Genomic DNA, 16,656 nt, shown 5'->3' on the forward strand with positions numbered 1-16,656 from the left:
GACTGTACTACTCCAAGATAAATTTACTTCGCAGCAAGATTGCTCAGGGCATTCAGCTTGCGAACGTCAGTAGCAATTTTCTGGCGTTTCTCTTGGGGCAACGGGATCATACCTTTGTCAGTCAGGTAACCTTCATCACCCCAAGCGCGCTCATTGGTGAACTCCGCCAGGAACTGCTTGATACCTGGCACTACGTCGGCATGTGCCTTCTTCACGTAAATAAACAGCGGGCGGGAAACTGGATATCTCTGATCGGCGATAGAATCGAAAGTCGGAGCCTGTCCTTCGATCAAAGAGCCTTGTACTTTATCGGCATTCTGGTCGAGGAAGCTGAAACCAAAGATGCCTAGGGCATTTGGATTGGCAACCAACTTGTTGACGATCAGGTTATCGTTCTCACCGGCTTCAACATAAGCGCCGTCTTCGCGTACGTTGTGACAGATCGCCTTATAAGCGCTCTTGTCTTTTTTCTTCATGGCCTTGATCCAGCCAAATTTCTTACAACCACCTTCCATTGCCAGCTCCGCGAAGGCATCGCGGGTACCGGAAGTGGGGGGCGGCCCCAAAACTTCAATTTTGGTATTGGGCAGCGCAGGATTTACGTCTTTCCAGGTCTTGTAAGGGTTAGCTACCAGCGTTTCGGAACCGTCCGGGTTCGGTACTTCTTTTGCCAGGGCCAAGAAAATATCTTTGCGGGAAAGCTTGAAAGGAGTTGCTTTCTTAGCATTGGCCAGCACGATACCGTCGTAGCCAATCTGTACTTCCACAACATCAACGCCGTTGCCGTTACACATTTCCAGCTCGGACTGCTTAATGCGGCGGGAAGCACCAGTGATGTCTGCAGTGCTTTCACCAACGCCCTGACAGAACAGCTTCATGCCGCCGCCAGTACCTGTGGATTCAACTACCGGAGTCTTGAACTGGGTAGCACGGCTGAAACGCTCCGCCACAGTGGTGGTAAAAGGGTAAACAGTGGAAGAACCCACAACACTGATGTAGTCGCGAGCCGCCAGGGCTACCTGAGAGGTGGCAAGGGTCAATGCCGCCAGGGAAGTAGCCAAAATTTGCTTGTTCATGTGTAACTCCGATGAGTGTTTTTTATTTCACGCGGCGATGCTAGGAACAACGGATGACGATTCTATGAATAAAACATGACAAAAAAGTTACAGCCGGAAATTTACCCCGCTGGTGCCCGGGCAAGCAAAGCGGTAACCTGCATACAAACGAGATAACAATAAGATGTAAAGAGAGAAGCCCCCATGCTATTTCTGATGCGTGGAGCGCGTGCACTGGAGAGTCTATCCAGTCGCACCGGCCACCTGCTCGCCTGGTTTACCTGGGCCATGGTCTTAATACAGTCCTGCGTTGTGGCTCTGCGCCACCTGTTCGACAGTGGCTCCATAGCGCTACAGGAGTCCGTAATCTATCTGCACGGTGCCGCCTTTATGTTGGGCCTGGCCTATGCGCTGCAAACCGACGCCCACGTGCGTGTCGATGTCTTCTATCGGCGAATGGGTCCCAGGGGTAAGGCTTGGGTTAATGCTCTGGGTTTTCTGCTATTTCTTTTGCCAGTCTGCACTTTTATGTTGCTGAGCAGCTGGCAGTTTGCTCTGAATAGTTGGTCAGTGCTTGAGGAGAGCGCCAATGCCGGCGGCCTTCCCGGTGTTTTCCTGCTGAAAAGTCTGATTCCCCTCGCGGCAGTAACCCTCGGTCTCGCCGGCACCGCCCAGTTTATTCGTGCTCTGCTACAGCTTATGGAGGTTTCAAGCCCGGTAAGCGAATCTGTAGCGAAACCACGATTGCTCAAGCAGGTGGAGGAGGCAGAGGCATGATCGAGCTGATACCTCTATTGATGTTTGCCGCCGTTTGCGGGCTACTGATGTTCGGTTACCCGGTAGCTTTCACGCTCGCCGGTACGGCCCTAATCACCGCCGGGTTGGGTATCGTGTATGGCGCTTTCGATGCCGAGCTACTGCGTGCCTTCCCCGACCGCCTCTACGGCATTATGCAAAACGGCACCCTGGTTGCCGTGCCGCTCTTTGTCTTAATGGGAGTCATTCTCGAGAGAGCAAAAATCGCTGAAGACTTATTGGTCAATCTGACCAAAGTATTTATGGGTGCGCCGGCGGGTATGGCCATTTCTGTAGTAGTTGTCGGTGCACTTCTGGCCGCTAGTACCGGTATTGTGGGCGCCACCGTAGTGACTATGGGTTTAATGTCCCTGCCCTCCATGTTGAAACAGGGCTACTCCCCAAAGCTAGCCACTGGCACCATCTGCGCCACCGGCACCCTCGGACAAATTATTCCCCCCTCTATTGCTCTGGTGCTTCTTGGGGATACTCTCTCCAACGCCTATCAGCAGGCACAACTATCTGCAGGTATTTTTAATCCCAAGCCGGTCAGCGTTGGCGACCTTTTTATCGGTGCCATTATTCCCGGCCTATTGCTGGTAGCAGCCTACATTGTTTATCTATTGTTCGTGGCGCGCCGTTCTCCGGGTAAGGCCAAGACCGCGCAGCAGCAACCTCTGGAAGTTTGGCCGCTACTGAGTAGCCTTTTTCCTCCTATCGCTTTGATGCTATTAGTGCTGGGTTCAATTATTACCGGTGCCGCAACGCCTACAGAAGCCGCCGCCGTAGGTGCTCTGGGGGCGGGATTACTGGCTTACAGTCGCGGTGCTCTGCATTGGGCGCAAGCGGGGGAGGTGGGTCGCAGCACTCTACAGGTAAGCGCGATGGTGTTTGCCATTCTTATTGGTGCTTCATTGTTCTCACTGGTCTTCCGTGGATATGGCGGTGAAGAACTTGTCACCAGTATTTTCCACAGTCTGCCTGGGGGTGTTATTGGTGCGACCTTGCTGGTCATGCTGGTGATCTTCTTGCTCGGTTTCATTCTCGACTTTATTGAGATCACCTTTGTGGTGGTGCCCATTGTTGGGCCGGTGTTGTTGGCGATGGGTGTGGACCCGATTTGGCTGGGCATCATGATTGCAATCAACTTGCAGACTTCCTTCCTTACTCCACCCTTTGGATTTGCATTGTTTTATCTTCGCGGCGTTGCGCCAAGTTCAGTGGCCACTTCCGCTATCTATCGCGGCGTTATGCCATTTATCGCTATTCAGCTGTTGATTTTGTGCCTCCTAGCACTCTGGCCTGCTCTGGTGACTTGGTTGCCGGGGGTGGTTCAGAATTAACCCAAAAGACAACGATCGGTAGTGATAAGACCTTGTATCGCTACCGATTGGATCCAGCCCAAAACGATCGTACTAACATTGAAACTTAATAAACCCTTCGCCCCTTAAATTCATCGGCACATCTTGATTCCCTACGGCAAGTCACCAGCACCTGCTAAATTGGCATTCAATTTTTAATTTGCTCGCCAGACCATCAATAAACCTCTGCGGATATCTTTCCTTAAAAAAATAGACCCATCAAAAGGAATTAAATACTGCTATCGATATCCAAGCACGAATAAAAAATTAAAAAGGATTTAAAAAATGCTAAATATAACTAGTCTTTCCAAGACCTACGATAACGGCGTGCATGCGCTTAAAAACGTCAACTTGGATATCCCCAAAGGAATGTTCGGGTTACTCGGCCCCAATGGCGCCGGAAAATCTTCATTAATGCGTACTATCGCCACGCTGCAATTTGCAGACAGCGGCTCCATCACTTTTGATGGTATCGATGTGGCCAGTAACCCTCAGAAAATTCGCAGCACCTTGGGTTATCTACCACAGGATTTCGGGGTTTATCCGAGAATCAGTGCCGAAGATATGCTCGATCATATGGCAGTTCTAAAAGGTATTAGTAATCGCAAAGAACGTCGCGAAATGGTGGCTGAATTACTGCACCAGACCAATTTATTTAAGGATCGCAAAAAAAACCTAAGCGGTTACTCTGGAGGTATGCGCCAGCGCTTTGGTATTGCCCAAGCCCTGATCGGCGACCCACGCCTGATTATTGTCGACGAGCCTACCGCTGGTCTCGACCCTCAGGAGCGCAATCGCTTTCACAACCTGCTTAGCGAAATTGGCGAGAACGTAGTGGTAATTCTTTCCACCCATATTGTCGAAGATGTTGCCGATCTGTGCCCCAATATGGCGATCCTGGCCGCAGGTCAAATTGTGGCCCAAGGTAAACCCGAAGAACTTATCTCTAAATTGCAAGGACGTGTATGGCGGCGCACCGTCGATAAATCTGAGCTGGAAGAATGCCACAATAATTTTGATGTGATTTCCACTCGTTTATTAGCCGGGCGCCATGTTGTGCATGCGCTGGCAGATACCCAACCGGCAGTAGGCTTTGAGCAGCTGCAACCGGACCTTGAAGATGTCTACTTCTCTACCCTGTTTAGCAATAAAAAAGCTCAAGTGGCTAGCGCCGCTTGAGGTGGGGGAGGATTTCTAAATGTTTTTATCGGTTGCTAAGTTTGAATTTCACTACCAGTTGCGCCAGCCACTGTTTTATGTGACCAGCCTGGTATTTTTTCTACTGACTTTTGGTGCTATGACCGTCGACAATATACAGATCGGCGGCGGTGGAGGTAGCACCCTGATCAACTCTCCCTACGCGATTATGCTAACCCTGTTAGTAATGTGCGTTTTCAGTATTTTTATCACTGCCGCCTTCGCAGCCAATCCGGTGCTGCGTGATCGCGATATGAAAATGGAAGGTATTGTCTTCAGTACCCCTATTAATAAGCGTGATTATTTATTGGGGCGCTTCACAGGATCATTCGCCGTGGCCTTTCTGGCTTTCTCATCTACGGCGCTGGGTATGCTGTTTGGTTCATGGATGCCTTGGCTAGACCCAGAGCGCTTGGGCCCCACTCAAATATCCCACTACCTGCAAACCTTATTCATACTTATCTTTCCCACCATGCTGTTTTGCAGCGCCATGTTTTTTAGCCTGGCAGCCATAACTCGCAGCATGATGGCCACTTACCTGGGGTTGATCGCCTTCCTGATACTCTATTTCACCAGCCAGGGAATCATGGATGAACCCGCCTATCGAAGTGCTGCCGCACTGGCTGACCCCTTTGGTATCGCCGCCTTCCAGGAGACAACTCGCTACTGGACCGCTTTCGATCGCAATACCTCTATGATCGCACTAGAGGGAAACTTTCTAATCAACCGCTTACTATGGCTGGGCGTCAGCTTATTATTTATCGGCTTAGGCTATAAATGCTTTTCATTTGCCGAACGTAAATCTCTCTGGTCGCGCCGCCGCACCACAGAAGCCGCAGATAGTGAGATACCTAGGTACATCAAGCCCCTACCGCGAATTACTCCAAACTTTGGGGCAGCCACGGTTTGGCAACAATTCCGTATACGCTGCGGTTTTGAAGTAAAAGCAGTAGTAAAAAGCCTAGCTTTTTGGGTAATCCTGGCACTGGGTGTTCTGAATGTCTTGGGCGCATCCCTGAGCCTGGAGGCAGTATTTGGCACCTCGGTATACCCGGTGACTCGTTCTATGGTCAGTCTGATAGAAGGTGCTTTTAGCCTCATCATGTTGATTATTCTGATCTACTATGGGGCTGAATTGGTGTGGCGAGAACGCCAGGCCGGTTGCCATGAAATTATGGATGCCGTGCCCACACCCAGCTGGATTTTCGTAGCGAGCAAGTTTATTGCAATGCTGGTGGTTCTGGCCGGTATCCTGATAGCCTGCATGCTTACCACTGTGGCTGTACAGCTGGGCAAGGGATATACAACGCTTGAGCCTGGACTGTATTTTTACGGACTCTGGTATCAGTTTGCGCTGCCGTTTTACTTGATGGCAGTCCTATCTATCTTTGCCCAGGTGATAACCCGCAATAAATTCCTCGGCATGCTACTGATGGTGGGCTACTTAATTAGCTCCAGTGTCCTTGATGGCCTTGGGTTCGAACACAACCTCTATCAATTTGCAGACTGGAACGCCGCACCTTACTCGGACATGAATGGTTATGGTCACTTTGATCAGGGTCGGGCTTGGTTTGCGTTATATTGGATCAGCTTCAGCCTGATACTGGCCATCTTGAGTTACGGGCTCTGGCAGCGCGGAACCCTGGCTCCTCTAACTAGCCGGGTCAAAGCCCTGCGCTTCCAATTGGGGCTTTCCAGTCGATTAACTGCCTCCACAACCCTGCTACTGTTTATCGGCACTGGCGCCTTTATTTACTACAACACCAATATTCTCAATCACTACGAAACCAGCAAGGATCGTGAACGACTAGCTGCAGACTATGAGAAGAAATACAAGGCCCTAGAGGATAAACTCGCACCACATATCACCGATGTCAAAGTGGATGTGGATATCTTCCCCAATGAACGCCGCTATGAAGTGCGCGGCCGCTATTTCCTGGTTAACAAGCGTGAGGAGTCGATTGATGAGGTAGTTATAGGGCTGGATCGCGGCCTTACAGTTAACCAGTTATCCCTAAATCAGGCCAAGTTACGCGAAAAGGACGAGCAGTTCGGACACTATTTCTTCGAGCTGGATCGCCCACTTGAACCCGGCCAGTCCCTCACGCTGGAGTTTGATCTGAGCAGGATCAATCGCGGCTTTATGAACTCCGGCTCCTCCACCACCTTGGTGCAGAACGGTACCTTCTTTAATAACTACGAAGCGCTGCCCTTTATCGGTTACAACAGCAATTTTGAGTTGACTGATCGTCACCTGCGTAAAAAGCACGATCTACCGCCGCCGCAGCGTATGCCCAAACTGGAGGACAAAGAGCACTACCGAAAATCCTATCTTCGCAGCGACTCTGACTGGATCAACTTTGAAACCACCGTCAGTACTTCCTTGGGACAGATAGCACTGGCCCCCGGCTACCTACAAAAAGACTGGCAGGAGGGAGAGCGCCATTACTTTCATTACAAGATGGACGCGCCCATTCACAACTTTTTTTCCTACCTTTCAGCGGACTACACAGTGGTCAAAGATAAATGGCAGGACGTTGCCATTGAGGTCTACCACCACAAGCCCCACGACTACAACATAGATCGTATGGTTGAGGGGGTGAAAAAGTCCCTGGAGTATTTCAGTGAGGCATTCAGCCCTTATCAATATCGCCAACTGCGTATCGTCGAGTTCCCAGGCTATGAATCCTTTGCCCAGGCATTCCCCAACACCGTACCTTTCTCTGAATCTATCGGTTTTGTCGCCGATCTGCGGGACCCGGATGAGATTGATTACGTCTTCTATGTAACCGCCCACGAGGTGGCGCACCAGTGGTGGGCGCATCAATTGATTGGCGCCAATGTACAGGGAGCGACTCTACTGTCTGAAACCCTGGCGCAGTACTCAGCACTAATGGTGATGGAGCGGGAATACGGCCCTGAAAAAATGCGTCGTTTCCTCAAATATGAGCTGGATGGCTACCTGAGCGCTCGGGGTACCGAGTTGCTTGAGGAGTTACCTTTATCTCGCAACGAAAACCAGACCTATATCCATTACGACAAGGGCTCGCTAGCGATGTACGCCCTTAAGGATGCGATGGGTGAAGATGCCGTCAATGCGGCTTTGGCTTCCCTATTAAAAGAAAAAGGCTTCTCCAGTGATCCCTATCCCACCAGCATGGATTTAGTGGCAAGACTCCGAGCCCACGCCGCCCCCCCCCAGCAAGAGCTGATCACCGATATGCTGGAGCGAGTAGTCCTCTTTGATCTCAAAGTCGCAAATGCCACCTATGAGCTGTTGGAGAACGGCAATTATCGCGTATTACTGGAGCTGGAAGCGCACAAATATGAAGCCGAAGGGGATGGACAGGAACAAGAAATTCCCATCAATAACTGGATAGATGTTGCCATTTTTGCAGAAGATCCCGACAAGAACACCAGTTCAGACAATGTGCTCTACTTGGCCAAACAGGAGATCAGTGAAGAGACCACCCTGTTGGAATTTGAGGTGAAGGGCAAACCGAGCATTGCTGGCTTTGATCCCTATATCAAGATGATCGACAAAAACCCGGACGACAATCTGTTGGCAATAGAGGCACTTTAGGGCTCTTGTCACTAATTTCCCGGCCACCTAGGGGGTGGCTGGGAAAAACTTCACTCGTTTTCGTTGGAAAAACTCAGACAAGCACTGGTCAAATACTACTCAATTTGTGCTAGAATGCGCCACCTTCCCTCAGGTGGAAACCAATAACTCTAACAATCTGTGAGTAGTCGATGTCCGCACTTTCAGCCCTTGATGAAAACCCGCAACCAACAGGCACGCTTACCCTGCAAACCCTGGCTATGCCCCGTGATACCAACCCCCAGGGGGATGTATTCGCTGGTTGGCTGATGTCGCAAATGGACCTGGCTGGAGCAATCTTGGCCCAAAGCATTGCACGCGGCAGGGTAACTACCGTAGCGGTCGGCAGTATGGTGTTCTTACGCCCGGTTCCGGTTGGCTCTACGGTCAGCTGCTATGCCGAGGCTATAGAGGTAGGGCGTTCCTCTATTAGAACAATGGTTGAGGTATGGCTGACACGGGTGGACTCTGGTGAGCAGGTAAAGGTCACTGAGGGTGAGTTTGTTTTTGTCGCTATCGACGATAGAGGACATACCAGACCACTGCCCTGAAACGACTTACAAAACTATTTCGGGAAACTGCCTTAAACCAGTTTCCCTTCTATGATATTAATTTTGCCTTTTATTCCTGTTTCTTGCTTTCCCCATCAAGTTCGCGCGCCTGGTAATAAGCCTCTTCACTTATCTGGTGATAGGGTCGCACATCCCGCTCAAAATCCTTAAAGGCTTTATAGATACGCGCAAATTCTGGGTCCTTATTTGCGGTCTCTTGCATCAGTTGAGTATTGATCTGCTTTAAATGGGCAAGCACATCATCTGGCAAACGCTTAACTTTGACTCCATGTGTTTCCACCAGCTCACGCAGGGCGCGATTATTACGAGCGGTGTACTCATCCAACATGTCCTGGTTTGCTTCGCGGGCAGCCACGCGCACAATGGCCTGTAGGTCTTTGGGCAATTTCTCAAAGGCTTTTTTATTGACGATAAATTCCATCATTGAGCCGGGTTCATGCCAGCCGGGATAGTAGTAGTACTCGGCAACCTGATGGAAACCGAAAGCGAGATCGTTATAAGGTCCAACCCACTCGGTCGCATCAATAACACCAGTCTGCAGCGCGGTATAGAGTTCACCACCGGGAATAGTCACAGCGGTACCGCCGGCCCGGTTTAATACTTCACCGCCCAGACCGGGAATTCGCATTTTTAAGCCCTGCAAATCCTTAACAGAGTTAATCGGTTTGTTAAACCAGCCGGCCATCTGTACCCCAGTAGAGCCACCCGCTAGGGGGATCAGGTTGAACGGTTCATAAATCTCTTTCCAGAGTTCCAAACCACCACCGTGGTGCAGCCAGCCATTCATTTCCTGGGCGTTTAAACCAAACGGTACCGCGGTAAAAAACTGGGCCGCTGGAATCTTGCCTTTCCAATAATAGGCGGCACCATGTCCCATCTGTGCAGCGCCCTCAGATACCGCACCAAAAATACCCAGAGCGGGTACCAGCTCACCTGCACCATAAACTTTAATTTTGAGGCGGCCGGAGGACATCAACTCAACGTTTTTTGCAAAGCGCTCCGGGGCTTGGCCGAGGCCGGGGAAATTTTTTGGCCAAGTGGTAACAAGCTTCCACTCAAACAACTCTTTGTTGCCATTATCGGAAAAATGTTGTGCAGGGCCCTGTGCCACACGGGAAGTGACCAGTGCAGCAAAGGTAATAACGAGCAGGGCGATAAGGCCCAAAATAATAGCGGGATACCAGTTAACTTTTTTCATCGCTTTTAATTATCTTTTTTCTTGTAAGGCGCTGATCATCGATAAATGATCTTTTTTAAATGGTCGGGATTTTGGGAAAAACCAAAATCAGTGCAGAAAAAATTTCTAATCTGACTTGGTTTTTATCAAAGCAAACAATCTATAAAGGCTGCAGCTTAGCCATAGCCACTACCAGCCATTTACTGCCAACATCATCGAAATTGACCTGTACACGTGTACGGGGGCCATTACCTTCGAACTGCACTACGGTGCCCTCGCCGAACCTGACATGCTCAACCCGGCCACCCAGTGCCAATGGTGGTAAATCATCGAAATCTGGCGCCGGGTCGGAAAACTGGCCCACCTTGCCATAATCCGCCTGGTAGAGGGGACGGGAAATTTCGGTCTTCAAGCGCACTTCGTGCACCAAATTTGGCGGAATCTCACCGATAAAGCGAGACGGACTGTTGTAGGTCTCGCTGCCAAACAGGCGCCGGTTTTCCGCGTAGGTAATATACAGTTTACACATGGCGCGGGTGATACCCACGTAGCAGAGGCGCCGCTCTTCCTCCATACGGCCGGGCTCCTGTGCAGACATCTTGTGGGGGAACAGGTTTTCCTCCACGCCCGCCATAAACACCAAAGGAAATTCCAGGCCCTTGGCAGAGTGCAGGGTCATCAGCTGGACGGCATCTTCAAACTCATCCGCCTGGCCTTCACCGGCATCGAGGGCGGCGCTGTCGAGGAACTGGTTAAGAAGAGGGATTTCCTCCTCATCTTCCTCCCCCTCGGGCAGGTCCACACCGGCAAAAGAGCGACAAGCAGTGACCAATTCCTGCAAGTTCTCCACCCGCGTCTGGCCCTTCTCACCTTTTTCTTTGCCGTGGAATTCCAGCAGGCCGCTAGTCTCGATCACATCCTCGGCAATGGCATCCAGCTCTTTATCTTCCGCATTTGCAGCCAGCTGGTTGATCAGATCCAGAAAGCTCTGCAGAGCATTACCGGCGCGCGCAGCCAGTACGCGCTGTTGCAACATCAGCTTGGCCGCCTGCCACAAGGAACAGCCCTGCTCGCGAGCAAAGGAGCGCACCATTTCCACCGTGCGCGCACCAATGCCACGAGTGGGGGTATTCACCACCCGTTCAAATGCAGTGTCATCATTGCGATTGCTGATCAGGCGCAGGTAGGACAGGGCATTTTTGATTTCCAGGCGATCGTAGAAGCGCTGGCCACCGTAGATACGGTAGGGCACCTGTTCGCGCAGTAGCCCCTCTTCAAGCACCCGGGATTGGGCGTTGGAGCGGTAGAGGATGGCAATGCTGTCGCGGCGATTGCCATCGCGCACCCAATCATTGATACGCTCGACGATAAAGCGCGACTCATCCTGCTCGTTGTAGGCGGCGTAGACGGCGATGGGCTCGCCTTCTTCCCCCTTGGTCCACAACTCCTTGCCCAGACGACCGCTGTTATTGGCGATCACCGCGTTGGCCGCATTCAGAATGGTGGAGGTGGAGCGATAATTCTGCTCCAGGCGTACCGTCTGCACTTCACGCAGATCTGTAGAAAAGTGCTGGATATTCTCGATCTTGGCGCCGCGCCAACCGTAAATGGACTGGTCATCGTCACCCACAGCGGTGATATGGCACTGTTCCCCTGCGAGCAGGCGCAACCAAGCGTATTGAATCGTGTTGGTATCCTGGAACTCATCCACCAGGATATGGGGGAAACGCCGGCGGTAGTGGGCCAGAATACTGTCGTTATTCAGCCAAAGTTCGTGGGCGCGCAGCAGCAACTCGCCAAAATCTACCAGCCCACCGCGCTGACAGGCCTCTTCATAGGCGAAGTAGATGCGCACCATGGTCTGCAACCAGGGATCGGCGCCGGCATTGATATATTGCGGGCGCAGGCCTTCATCTTTCTGCGCGCCAATCCACCACTGGGTTTCCCGCGGCGGCCACTTTTTATCGTCCAGCCCCAGATCTGCCTGTACCCGCTTGATCAGGCGCAGCTGGTCGTCGGAATCCAGAATCTGGAAGTTCTGCGGCAACTTGGCTTCTTGCCAGTGGGCTTTGAGCAGGCGGTGAGCCAGGCCGTGGAAAGTGCCCACCCACATGCCAAAGGTATTCACCCCCAGCAACTCTTCGATACGGGCGCGCATCTCGCGGGCCGCCTTGTTGGTAAAGGTCACCGCCATAATGGAGTAGGGCGAGGCGCCCTCCACCTGCATTAGCCAAGCGATGCGGTGTACCAGCACCCGGGTCTTGCCCGAGCCGGCACCGGCCAGAACCAATTGATTGCCGGGCGCGGCAGCTACCGCTTCGCGCTGGGCGTCGTTGAGGGGGTCTAAAATCTGAGATACGTCCATGGGCGAAGATTGTACCAGAGCTGCTGTATAAGACCTGTGTAAATAAACAGGATTTTACCCCGGCTGACAATGCAAAGCCCCTCGCCAGCCGGGGGCGCAGCGGCTAAACTGCGCCAACTGGCATAGAGAAGGAAGTCCTGTGAAACCGGCGGAAGTAACGCAACGAATCAGTGAGCAACTGTCATCCATGCGCAAATCTGAGCGCAAGGTGGCGGAGTATATTCTCGCCAATCCCGATGAAATTATTCATATGCGCATCGTCGACCTGGCCACCGAGGCCCAGGTGAGCGAGCCGACCGTGGTGCGCTTTTGTCGCGCCGTGGGCTGTTCCGGCTTCCAGGAGTTCAAGTTGAACCTGGCGCAACAGCTGGCTTCCAGCCCCAGCTTCGGCCAAATCGCGGTGACCGAGACCGACACCATTGCCGAGTACAAACGCAAGGTGTTCGACTCAACAGTAGATACTCTGCTAAAAGTGCGCGATAGAATTGACGACCGCGCCCTTGAGGCCGCTGTCACTGCGATGGCCGCTTCCAAGCGGGTGGAATTCTTCGGCTTTGGCGCCTCTGGTGCTGTCGCCGCCGATGCCCAGCACAAGTTCTTCCGCCTGCAATTGGCCACCGCCGCCCACTCGGACCACCACATCCAGAATATGTCAGCCATGTCTATGCAGCCGGGCGATGTAGTCGTGGCTATCTCCCAGAGTGGCCGCACCAAGGCACTACTGCGCTCCATGAGCATGGCAAAGGAGCAGGGCGCTCTGGTGGTTGGCCTGGCACCCAGCGGTTCGCCGGTGGCACAGCAGGCCAGTATCCCGCTAGAAGTGGATGTGGAAGAAGATATTGAGATCTATACACCACTGTCCTCACGCATCGCCCACCTAGTGGTGATTGATGTGCTCGCCATCGGCGTTGCCCAGCGCAAAGGCCCCCAGTTGCAAGAGCACCTACTAAAGCTGAAGCAGGGCCTGTACACATTGCGGGAAGACAAACACTGAGGGAAATTTGCAAGAATGCGGCACTGGATAATGTGTCACAGCCCCTCTACCATGCCTGCTGTATCCGGCAATCTACTGCCACTGCCAACAAGTGCCCCTAGCCGTTCCAGAGCAATTCCATGACATCCACCGCATTATCCGCTGAGCAAAAAGCACCGCGCTGGTTGGTGGTATGGCTAGCGGCGCTGGTCTCCCTGACGCCATTTTCCATCGACAGTTACTTGCCGGCTATCCCGGCCATGGCCGGTGCGCTCGATACCGAAGTGGAGCGGGTGCAGTATTCGGTCTCCAGCTTTTTACTGGGTTTTGCCCTAGGCCAGCTCTTCGGCGGCCCTCTCTCCGATCGTTGGGGCAGGCGACTGGTCGGCACTATCGGCCTGTGCATTTATATCGTCAGTTCACTGCTGATCCTGTTTGCCGACCATGTCGATCAACTGATTATCCTGCGTTTTTTCCAGGCCGTGGGGGGCGGTTTTGCTACAGTGATTTGCGCCGCCATAGTGCGCGATCTGCACAGTGGGCGTGAAGCCGCCAAAATTATTTCTATGATCAGTACCATCATGCTGATCGCCCCCCTGATCGCTCCAGTAATCGGCTCTCTACTGCTCGCAGTGGGTGGCTGGCAGAGTATTTTTGTATTCCTGCTACTGTACGCCGCTGCCATGCTGCTATTAGTGCGCTTACTGTTACCAGAAACTGTATCGCGTTTTACCCGCGCGCGGCGCCAGTTGATGCCATTAGCTTCACTGATTTCCACTTATGGACAAGTGCTACGCAACCGCCGCGCCCTCGGTTTTCTCGGCGCCCAGGCCTGTGTCAGTGGTTCGATGTTTATCTATATCACCACCGCACCCTTTGTCTTTATGGACTACTTCAGTGTCAGTCCGAGCCGCTTCCCGCTATTCTTTGGCGCCTGTATTCTGGGGCTGATCTGTATGGTGCAGGTCAATATCCGCCTGCTCAACCTGTTCCAGCCGCGCAATATTTTATTGGCTGGCGTCACCCTGCAGATGCTCGGCTGTGGTTTGCTATTACTCGGCACTCTGACCGGTATTAAAGAGCTGACTCTGTGGATGGTACCTCTGGTATTGGTAATGAGCTGTATCGGTATTACTGGGCCCAATGCCGCCGCCTGTTATCTGGAGTTTTTTCCCAAAATCAGCGGCAGCGCCAACGCCCTGTATGGCGCCACAATTTTTATCACTGGCGGTGTGCTGGGCGGATTAGTAAGCAGCCTGCACACAGGCACCCTGGTTCCTATTGCCGCGTCCATGTTTGGGTGTGCAGTAGTGGCCCTGTTCTCCACTTTGGTAATTGCTCAAGCGCGCAAACCCATCGACTCGGATATACCAATCACCAGGCGTTTTACCCCGCGTTGAGGAGTCTGTTTTGTGTTCATCTATTGAAAAGGGGGTATTTCGGCCCGGCTATATTGGCTAAATACTCAGGGACCATATTTGCCACTTCTGTTCCGGAGCTCCACCTAGTTGTTGATAAAAAGCTTGTGCATCTACATTAGTAGAAAGAACTTCCCACTTTATTTTGGCACTACCCCGCTCATAGGCCTCTTTTATTAAAAACCCCATCAATGCCCTTCCTACCCCTTTACGGCGATACTCTTTGTTACCAACTACGTAAAGTTCTTTAATCCACAACCAGGGAGTTAAATCATAGGTAAAGGGAAGGGCATAAAAAACCAGGTAGCCAATAGCTACACCGCTGTCTTCGGCCACTAAACATTGAAAGTCTGCCCGCTTAAATAGCCGATTATTTAATTCTTCCTCAGTAACCTTGAACTTATCTAAGTAGCCTTCGAATTTAGCTAACCCACGCATCATCTCCAATAGTTCGGGAATATCACTAGGCTTTGCGTTACGTATAAGCATTTATTTGTTGCCAAATTTGATGGATTGGTAGAGGGTGCAATCTTCACCCTCTTTGTTTCTGGCCTTGAGAGATAGAATCTCACTTTGATCTTAGGCGCTGATAGTTTCCTTTTCTCCCACCAGTTTGAACCCTTCATCTATCCATCCGGTTATACCACCAATCATTTTTTTCACTGGAAGCCCCAATTTTGCCAACCGGACAGCAGCCTTCTCTGTTGCATTGCAATGGGGCCCGGCGCAGTAAACGACGAACAAAGTGGAATCTAGATAGCGAGATACAAGCTCTTTATTGATGTGCTGATAGGGTAGGGACTCAGCGCCCAAAATGTGCCCCTGACGAAAGGCTTCTTCACCACGAACATCCAACAGCACGAAGTCCTGGCGCCCATTGGTTAGGGCATGATGAACATCCCAGCAGTCCGCCTCAAAGGCCATCAGTTCTTGGAAATGTTGCAGGGCTTTTTGGCTGCTAGCTGGGGCAATACGACTTACAGCAGAACTCATAATTATCTCCTTGGTTAACACTCACTCTTTGTCATATATGTATTCTGTTCTCTGGCTATTTATTTAACGATTGGCTTAAAAGCCATATAGCGTTAAATTTGAGCCAATCTGGGTCATCGAAGTGAGAAATCAAGGGAGGGCATGATGGATAAGGGAAAAGCAAAGCGCGTAGCGATTCTGGTTCATCATCAGGTTGCCTTATTTGAACTTGGCTGCGCGACCGAACTGTTCTGTTTACCCCGCCCCTGTACCGATACGCTCTATGAGGGAGAGGTTGTTTCCTTCACTGCCAAGGCACAGCTGGGGCTTGGGGGGGTATCCCTACAGTGCAGACAAGTGAGCAGCCTGATGGATTACGATTTGTTAGTCGTACCCAGCTGGCCGACTACACCACAAACCAAGGGCTGCTCCCTACAATCTGTATACGCTGCTGTGGAAGCCTTTGCGGCGGAACGCCGGCAAATTCTGACTTTTTGTTCTGGCGCATTTTTACCTGCCGAAATTGGTTTGCTGGATGGAAGGCAAGCCACCACGCATTGGCGCTATGCGAATACCTTTAAAAAGCGATTCCCCAAAGTAGAGTATGTAGGGGATGTACTTTATGTCTGGCAGGACAAATTGGCCTGTTCTGCAGGAAGCTCAGCAGCAATAGATTTGGGTATAGAGTATTTACGGCGTAGCCATGGTTATGAATTGGCTAATTCTGTAGCCAAGCGCCTGGTGATGGCTCCTCATCGGCAGGGAGGACAGGCCCAGTTTGTAGAGACCCCAGTTTCCAAGCGGCCCGATCATTTCGCGGGCGCCCTGGATTGGGCCCTTGCCAACCTGGATAAACCCATCATGGTGGGCGACTTGGCGAAACAAGCGCATCTCTCTCGTCGCAGTTTCGATAGAAAATTTCGCCAATCCATGGGGCTGGCCCCTAAAGAATGGTTAACGCAACAACGGCTTCGTGTAGCGCAAAAAGCTCTGGAGTCAGGCAGTGAGACCATTGATCATGCAGCACAAGTTTCTGGTTTTGAGAGCAGTGCAACCCTTCGCCATCATTTCCGTAAAGCTTTCGGTATCTCTCCGGGTCAGTACCAACGACAATTTGCCTGTCCAGATAAGGCTGAAGATATGTGTAGGGAGTAAATAAATCGAGGACTA

Annotated in this window: 13 protein-coding genes; 8 read left to right on the top strand and 5 right to left on the bottom strand. The window is 51.7% G+C overall.

Features of this window, described 5'->3' with window-relative positions:
- Window positions 1–23: 23 nt before the first annotated feature.
- Window positions 24–1,076 carry a PstS family phosphate ABC transporter substrate-binding protein gene (locus MJO52_RS21030; RefSeq protein WP_252083916.1) on the bottom strand — a complete coding sequence of 351 codons (1,053 nt, stop codon included), beginning with the start codon at window positions 1,074–1,076 and terminating at the stop codon, window positions 24–26.
- Window positions 1,077–1,259: 183 nt separating this feature from the next.
- Between MJO52_RS21030 and MJO52_RS21035 the strand changes: the two genes are divergently transcribed.
- From MJO52_RS21035 to MJO52_RS21055, 5 genes are all read left to right on the top strand, one after another.
- Window positions 1,260–1,832, top strand: a complete 573-nt coding sequence (locus MJO52_RS21035) for a TRAP transporter small permease subunit (protein WP_252083918.1) — start codon at window positions 1,260–1,262, stop codon at window positions 1,830–1,832.
- Window positions 1,829–3,193, top strand: coding sequence for a TRAP transporter large permease (locus MJO52_RS21040; protein WP_252083919.1), 1,365 nt, complete (start codon window positions 1,829–1,831; stop codon window positions 3,191–3,193). The genes MJO52_RS21035 and MJO52_RS21040 overlap by 4 nt, the downstream gene beginning before the upstream one ends.
- Before the next feature lie 303 nt (window positions 3,194–3,496).
- Complete coding sequence (locus MJO52_RS21045; protein ID WP_252083921.1) at window positions 3,497–4,390, top strand: ABC transporter ATP-binding protein; 894 nt, start codon at window positions 3,497–3,499, stop codon at window positions 4,388–4,390.
- A gap of 19 nt (window positions 4,391–4,409) precedes the next feature.
- A complete protein-coding gene (locus MJO52_RS21050; RefSeq protein ID WP_252083923.1) occupies window positions 4,410–7,991 on the top strand; it encodes an ABC transporter permease/M1 family aminopeptidase in 3,582 nt (1,193 codons plus the stop codon).
- A 170-nt stretch (window positions 7,992–8,161) separates the two neighbouring features.
- Complete coding sequence (locus MJO52_RS21055; RefSeq protein WP_152455932.1) at window positions 8,162–8,560, top strand: acyl-CoA thioesterase; 399 nt, start codon at window positions 8,162–8,164, stop codon at window positions 8,558–8,560.
- Window positions 8,561–8,630: 70 nt separating this feature from the next.
- Here MJO52_RS21055 and MJO52_RS21060 read toward each other — a convergent pair whose 3' ends face one another.
- Both MJO52_RS21060 and uvrD read right to left on the bottom strand, forming a co-directional pair.
- On the bottom strand, window positions 8,631–9,779 hold the full coding sequence (locus tag MJO52_RS21060; RefSeq protein ID WP_252083924.1) for a TRAP transporter substrate-binding protein: 1,149 nt from the start codon (window positions 9,777–9,779) through the stop codon (window positions 8,631–8,633).
- A 139-nt stretch (window positions 9,780–9,918) separates the two neighbouring features.
- Entirely contained in the window at window positions 9,919–12,123 is a 2,205-nt protein-coding gene (gene uvrD, locus MJO52_RS21065) for a DNA helicase II (RefSeq protein WP_252083925.1), read from the bottom strand.
- A gap of 139 nt (window positions 12,124–12,262) precedes the next feature.
- Between uvrD and hexR the strand changes: the two genes are divergently transcribed.
- Complete coding sequence (gene hexR / locus MJO52_RS21070) at window positions 12,263–13,117, top strand: transcriptional regulator HexR (RefSeq protein ID WP_108735063.1); 855 nt, start codon at window positions 12,263–12,265, stop codon at window positions 13,115–13,117.
- A gap of 119 nt (window positions 13,118–13,236) precedes the next feature.
- A complete protein-coding gene (locus tag MJO52_RS21075) occupies window positions 13,237–14,496 on the top strand; it encodes a multidrug effflux MFS transporter (protein WP_252083926.1) in 1,260 nt (419 codons plus the stop codon).
- A 57-nt stretch (window positions 14,497–14,553) separates the two neighbouring features.
- Here MJO52_RS21075 and MJO52_RS21080 read toward each other — a convergent pair whose 3' ends face one another.
- Window positions 14,554–15,003 carry a GNAT family N-acetyltransferase gene (locus MJO52_RS21080; RefSeq protein ID WP_252083927.1) on the bottom strand — a complete coding sequence of 150 codons (450 nt, stop codon included), beginning with the start codon at window positions 15,001–15,003 and terminating at the stop codon, window positions 14,554–14,556.
- Between the two features lie 90 nt (window positions 15,004–15,093).
- Window positions 15,094–15,507 carry a rhodanese-like domain-containing protein gene (locus MJO52_RS21085; RefSeq protein ID WP_252083928.1) on the bottom strand — a complete coding sequence of 138 codons (414 nt, stop codon included), beginning with the start codon at window positions 15,505–15,507 and terminating at the stop codon, window positions 15,094–15,096.
- A gap of 144 nt (window positions 15,508–15,651) precedes the next feature.
- Between MJO52_RS21085 and MJO52_RS21090 the strand changes: the two genes are divergently transcribed.
- Complete coding sequence (locus MJO52_RS21090; RefSeq protein WP_252083929.1) at window positions 15,652–16,641, top strand: helix-turn-helix domain-containing protein; 990 nt, start codon at window positions 15,652–15,654, stop codon at window positions 16,639–16,641.
- Window positions 16,642–16,656 lie beyond the last annotated feature (15 nt).

This window comes from Microbulbifer variabilis, from assembly GCF_023716485.1.
GTDB classification, from domain to species: domain Bacteria; phylum Pseudomonadota; class Gammaproteobacteria; order Pseudomonadales; family Cellvibrionaceae; genus Microbulbifer; species Microbulbifer variabilis_B.

Bases quoted from the DNA above. Each gene is read 5' to 3' on its own strand.
- MJO52_RS21040 (WP_252083919.1), top strand. From the start codon at position 1,829: ATGATCGAGCTGATACCTCTATTGATGTTTGCCGCCGTTTGCGGGCTA.
- MJO52_RS21090 (WP_252083929.1), top strand. From the start codon at position 15,652: ATGGATAAGGGAAAAGCAAAGCGCGTAGCGATTCTGGTTCATCATCAG.
- MJO52_RS21055 (WP_152455932.1), top strand. From the start codon at position 8,162: ATGTCCGCACTTTCAGCCCTTGATGAAAACCCGCAACCAACAGGCACG.
- uvrD (WP_252083925.1), bottom strand. From the start codon at position 12,123: ATGGACGTATCTCAGATTTTAGACCCCCTCAACGACGCCCAGCGCGAA.
- MJO52_RS21030 (WP_252083916.1), bottom strand. From the start codon at position 1,076: ATGAACAAGCAAATTTTGGCTACTTCCCTGGCGGCATTGACCCTTGCC.
- MJO52_RS21080 (WP_252083927.1), bottom strand. From the start codon at position 15,003: ATGCTTATACGTAACGCAAAGCCTAGTGATATTCCCGAACTATTGGAG.
- MJO52_RS21045 (WP_252083921.1), top strand. From the start codon at position 3,497: ATGCTAAATATAACTAGTCTTTCCAAGACCTACGATAACGGCGTGCAT.
- MJO52_RS21035 (WP_252083918.1), top strand. From the start codon at position 1,260: ATGCTATTTCTGATGCGTGGAGCGCGTGCACTGGAGAGTCTATCCAGT.
- MJO52_RS21075 (WP_252083926.1), top strand. From the start codon at position 13,237: ATGACATCCACCGCATTATCCGCTGAGCAAAAAGCACCGCGCTGGTTG.
- MJO52_RS21050 (WP_252083923.1), top strand. From the start codon at position 4,410: ATGTTTTTATCGGTTGCTAAGTTTGAATTTCACTACCAGTTGCGCCAG.
- MJO52_RS21085 (WP_252083928.1), bottom strand. From the start codon at position 15,507: ATGAGTTCTGCTGTAAGTCGTATTGCCCCAGCTAGCAGCCAAAAAGCC.
- MJO52_RS21060 (WP_252083924.1), bottom strand. From the start codon at position 9,779: ATGAAAAAAGTTAACTGGTATCCCGCTATTATTTTGGGCCTTATCGCC.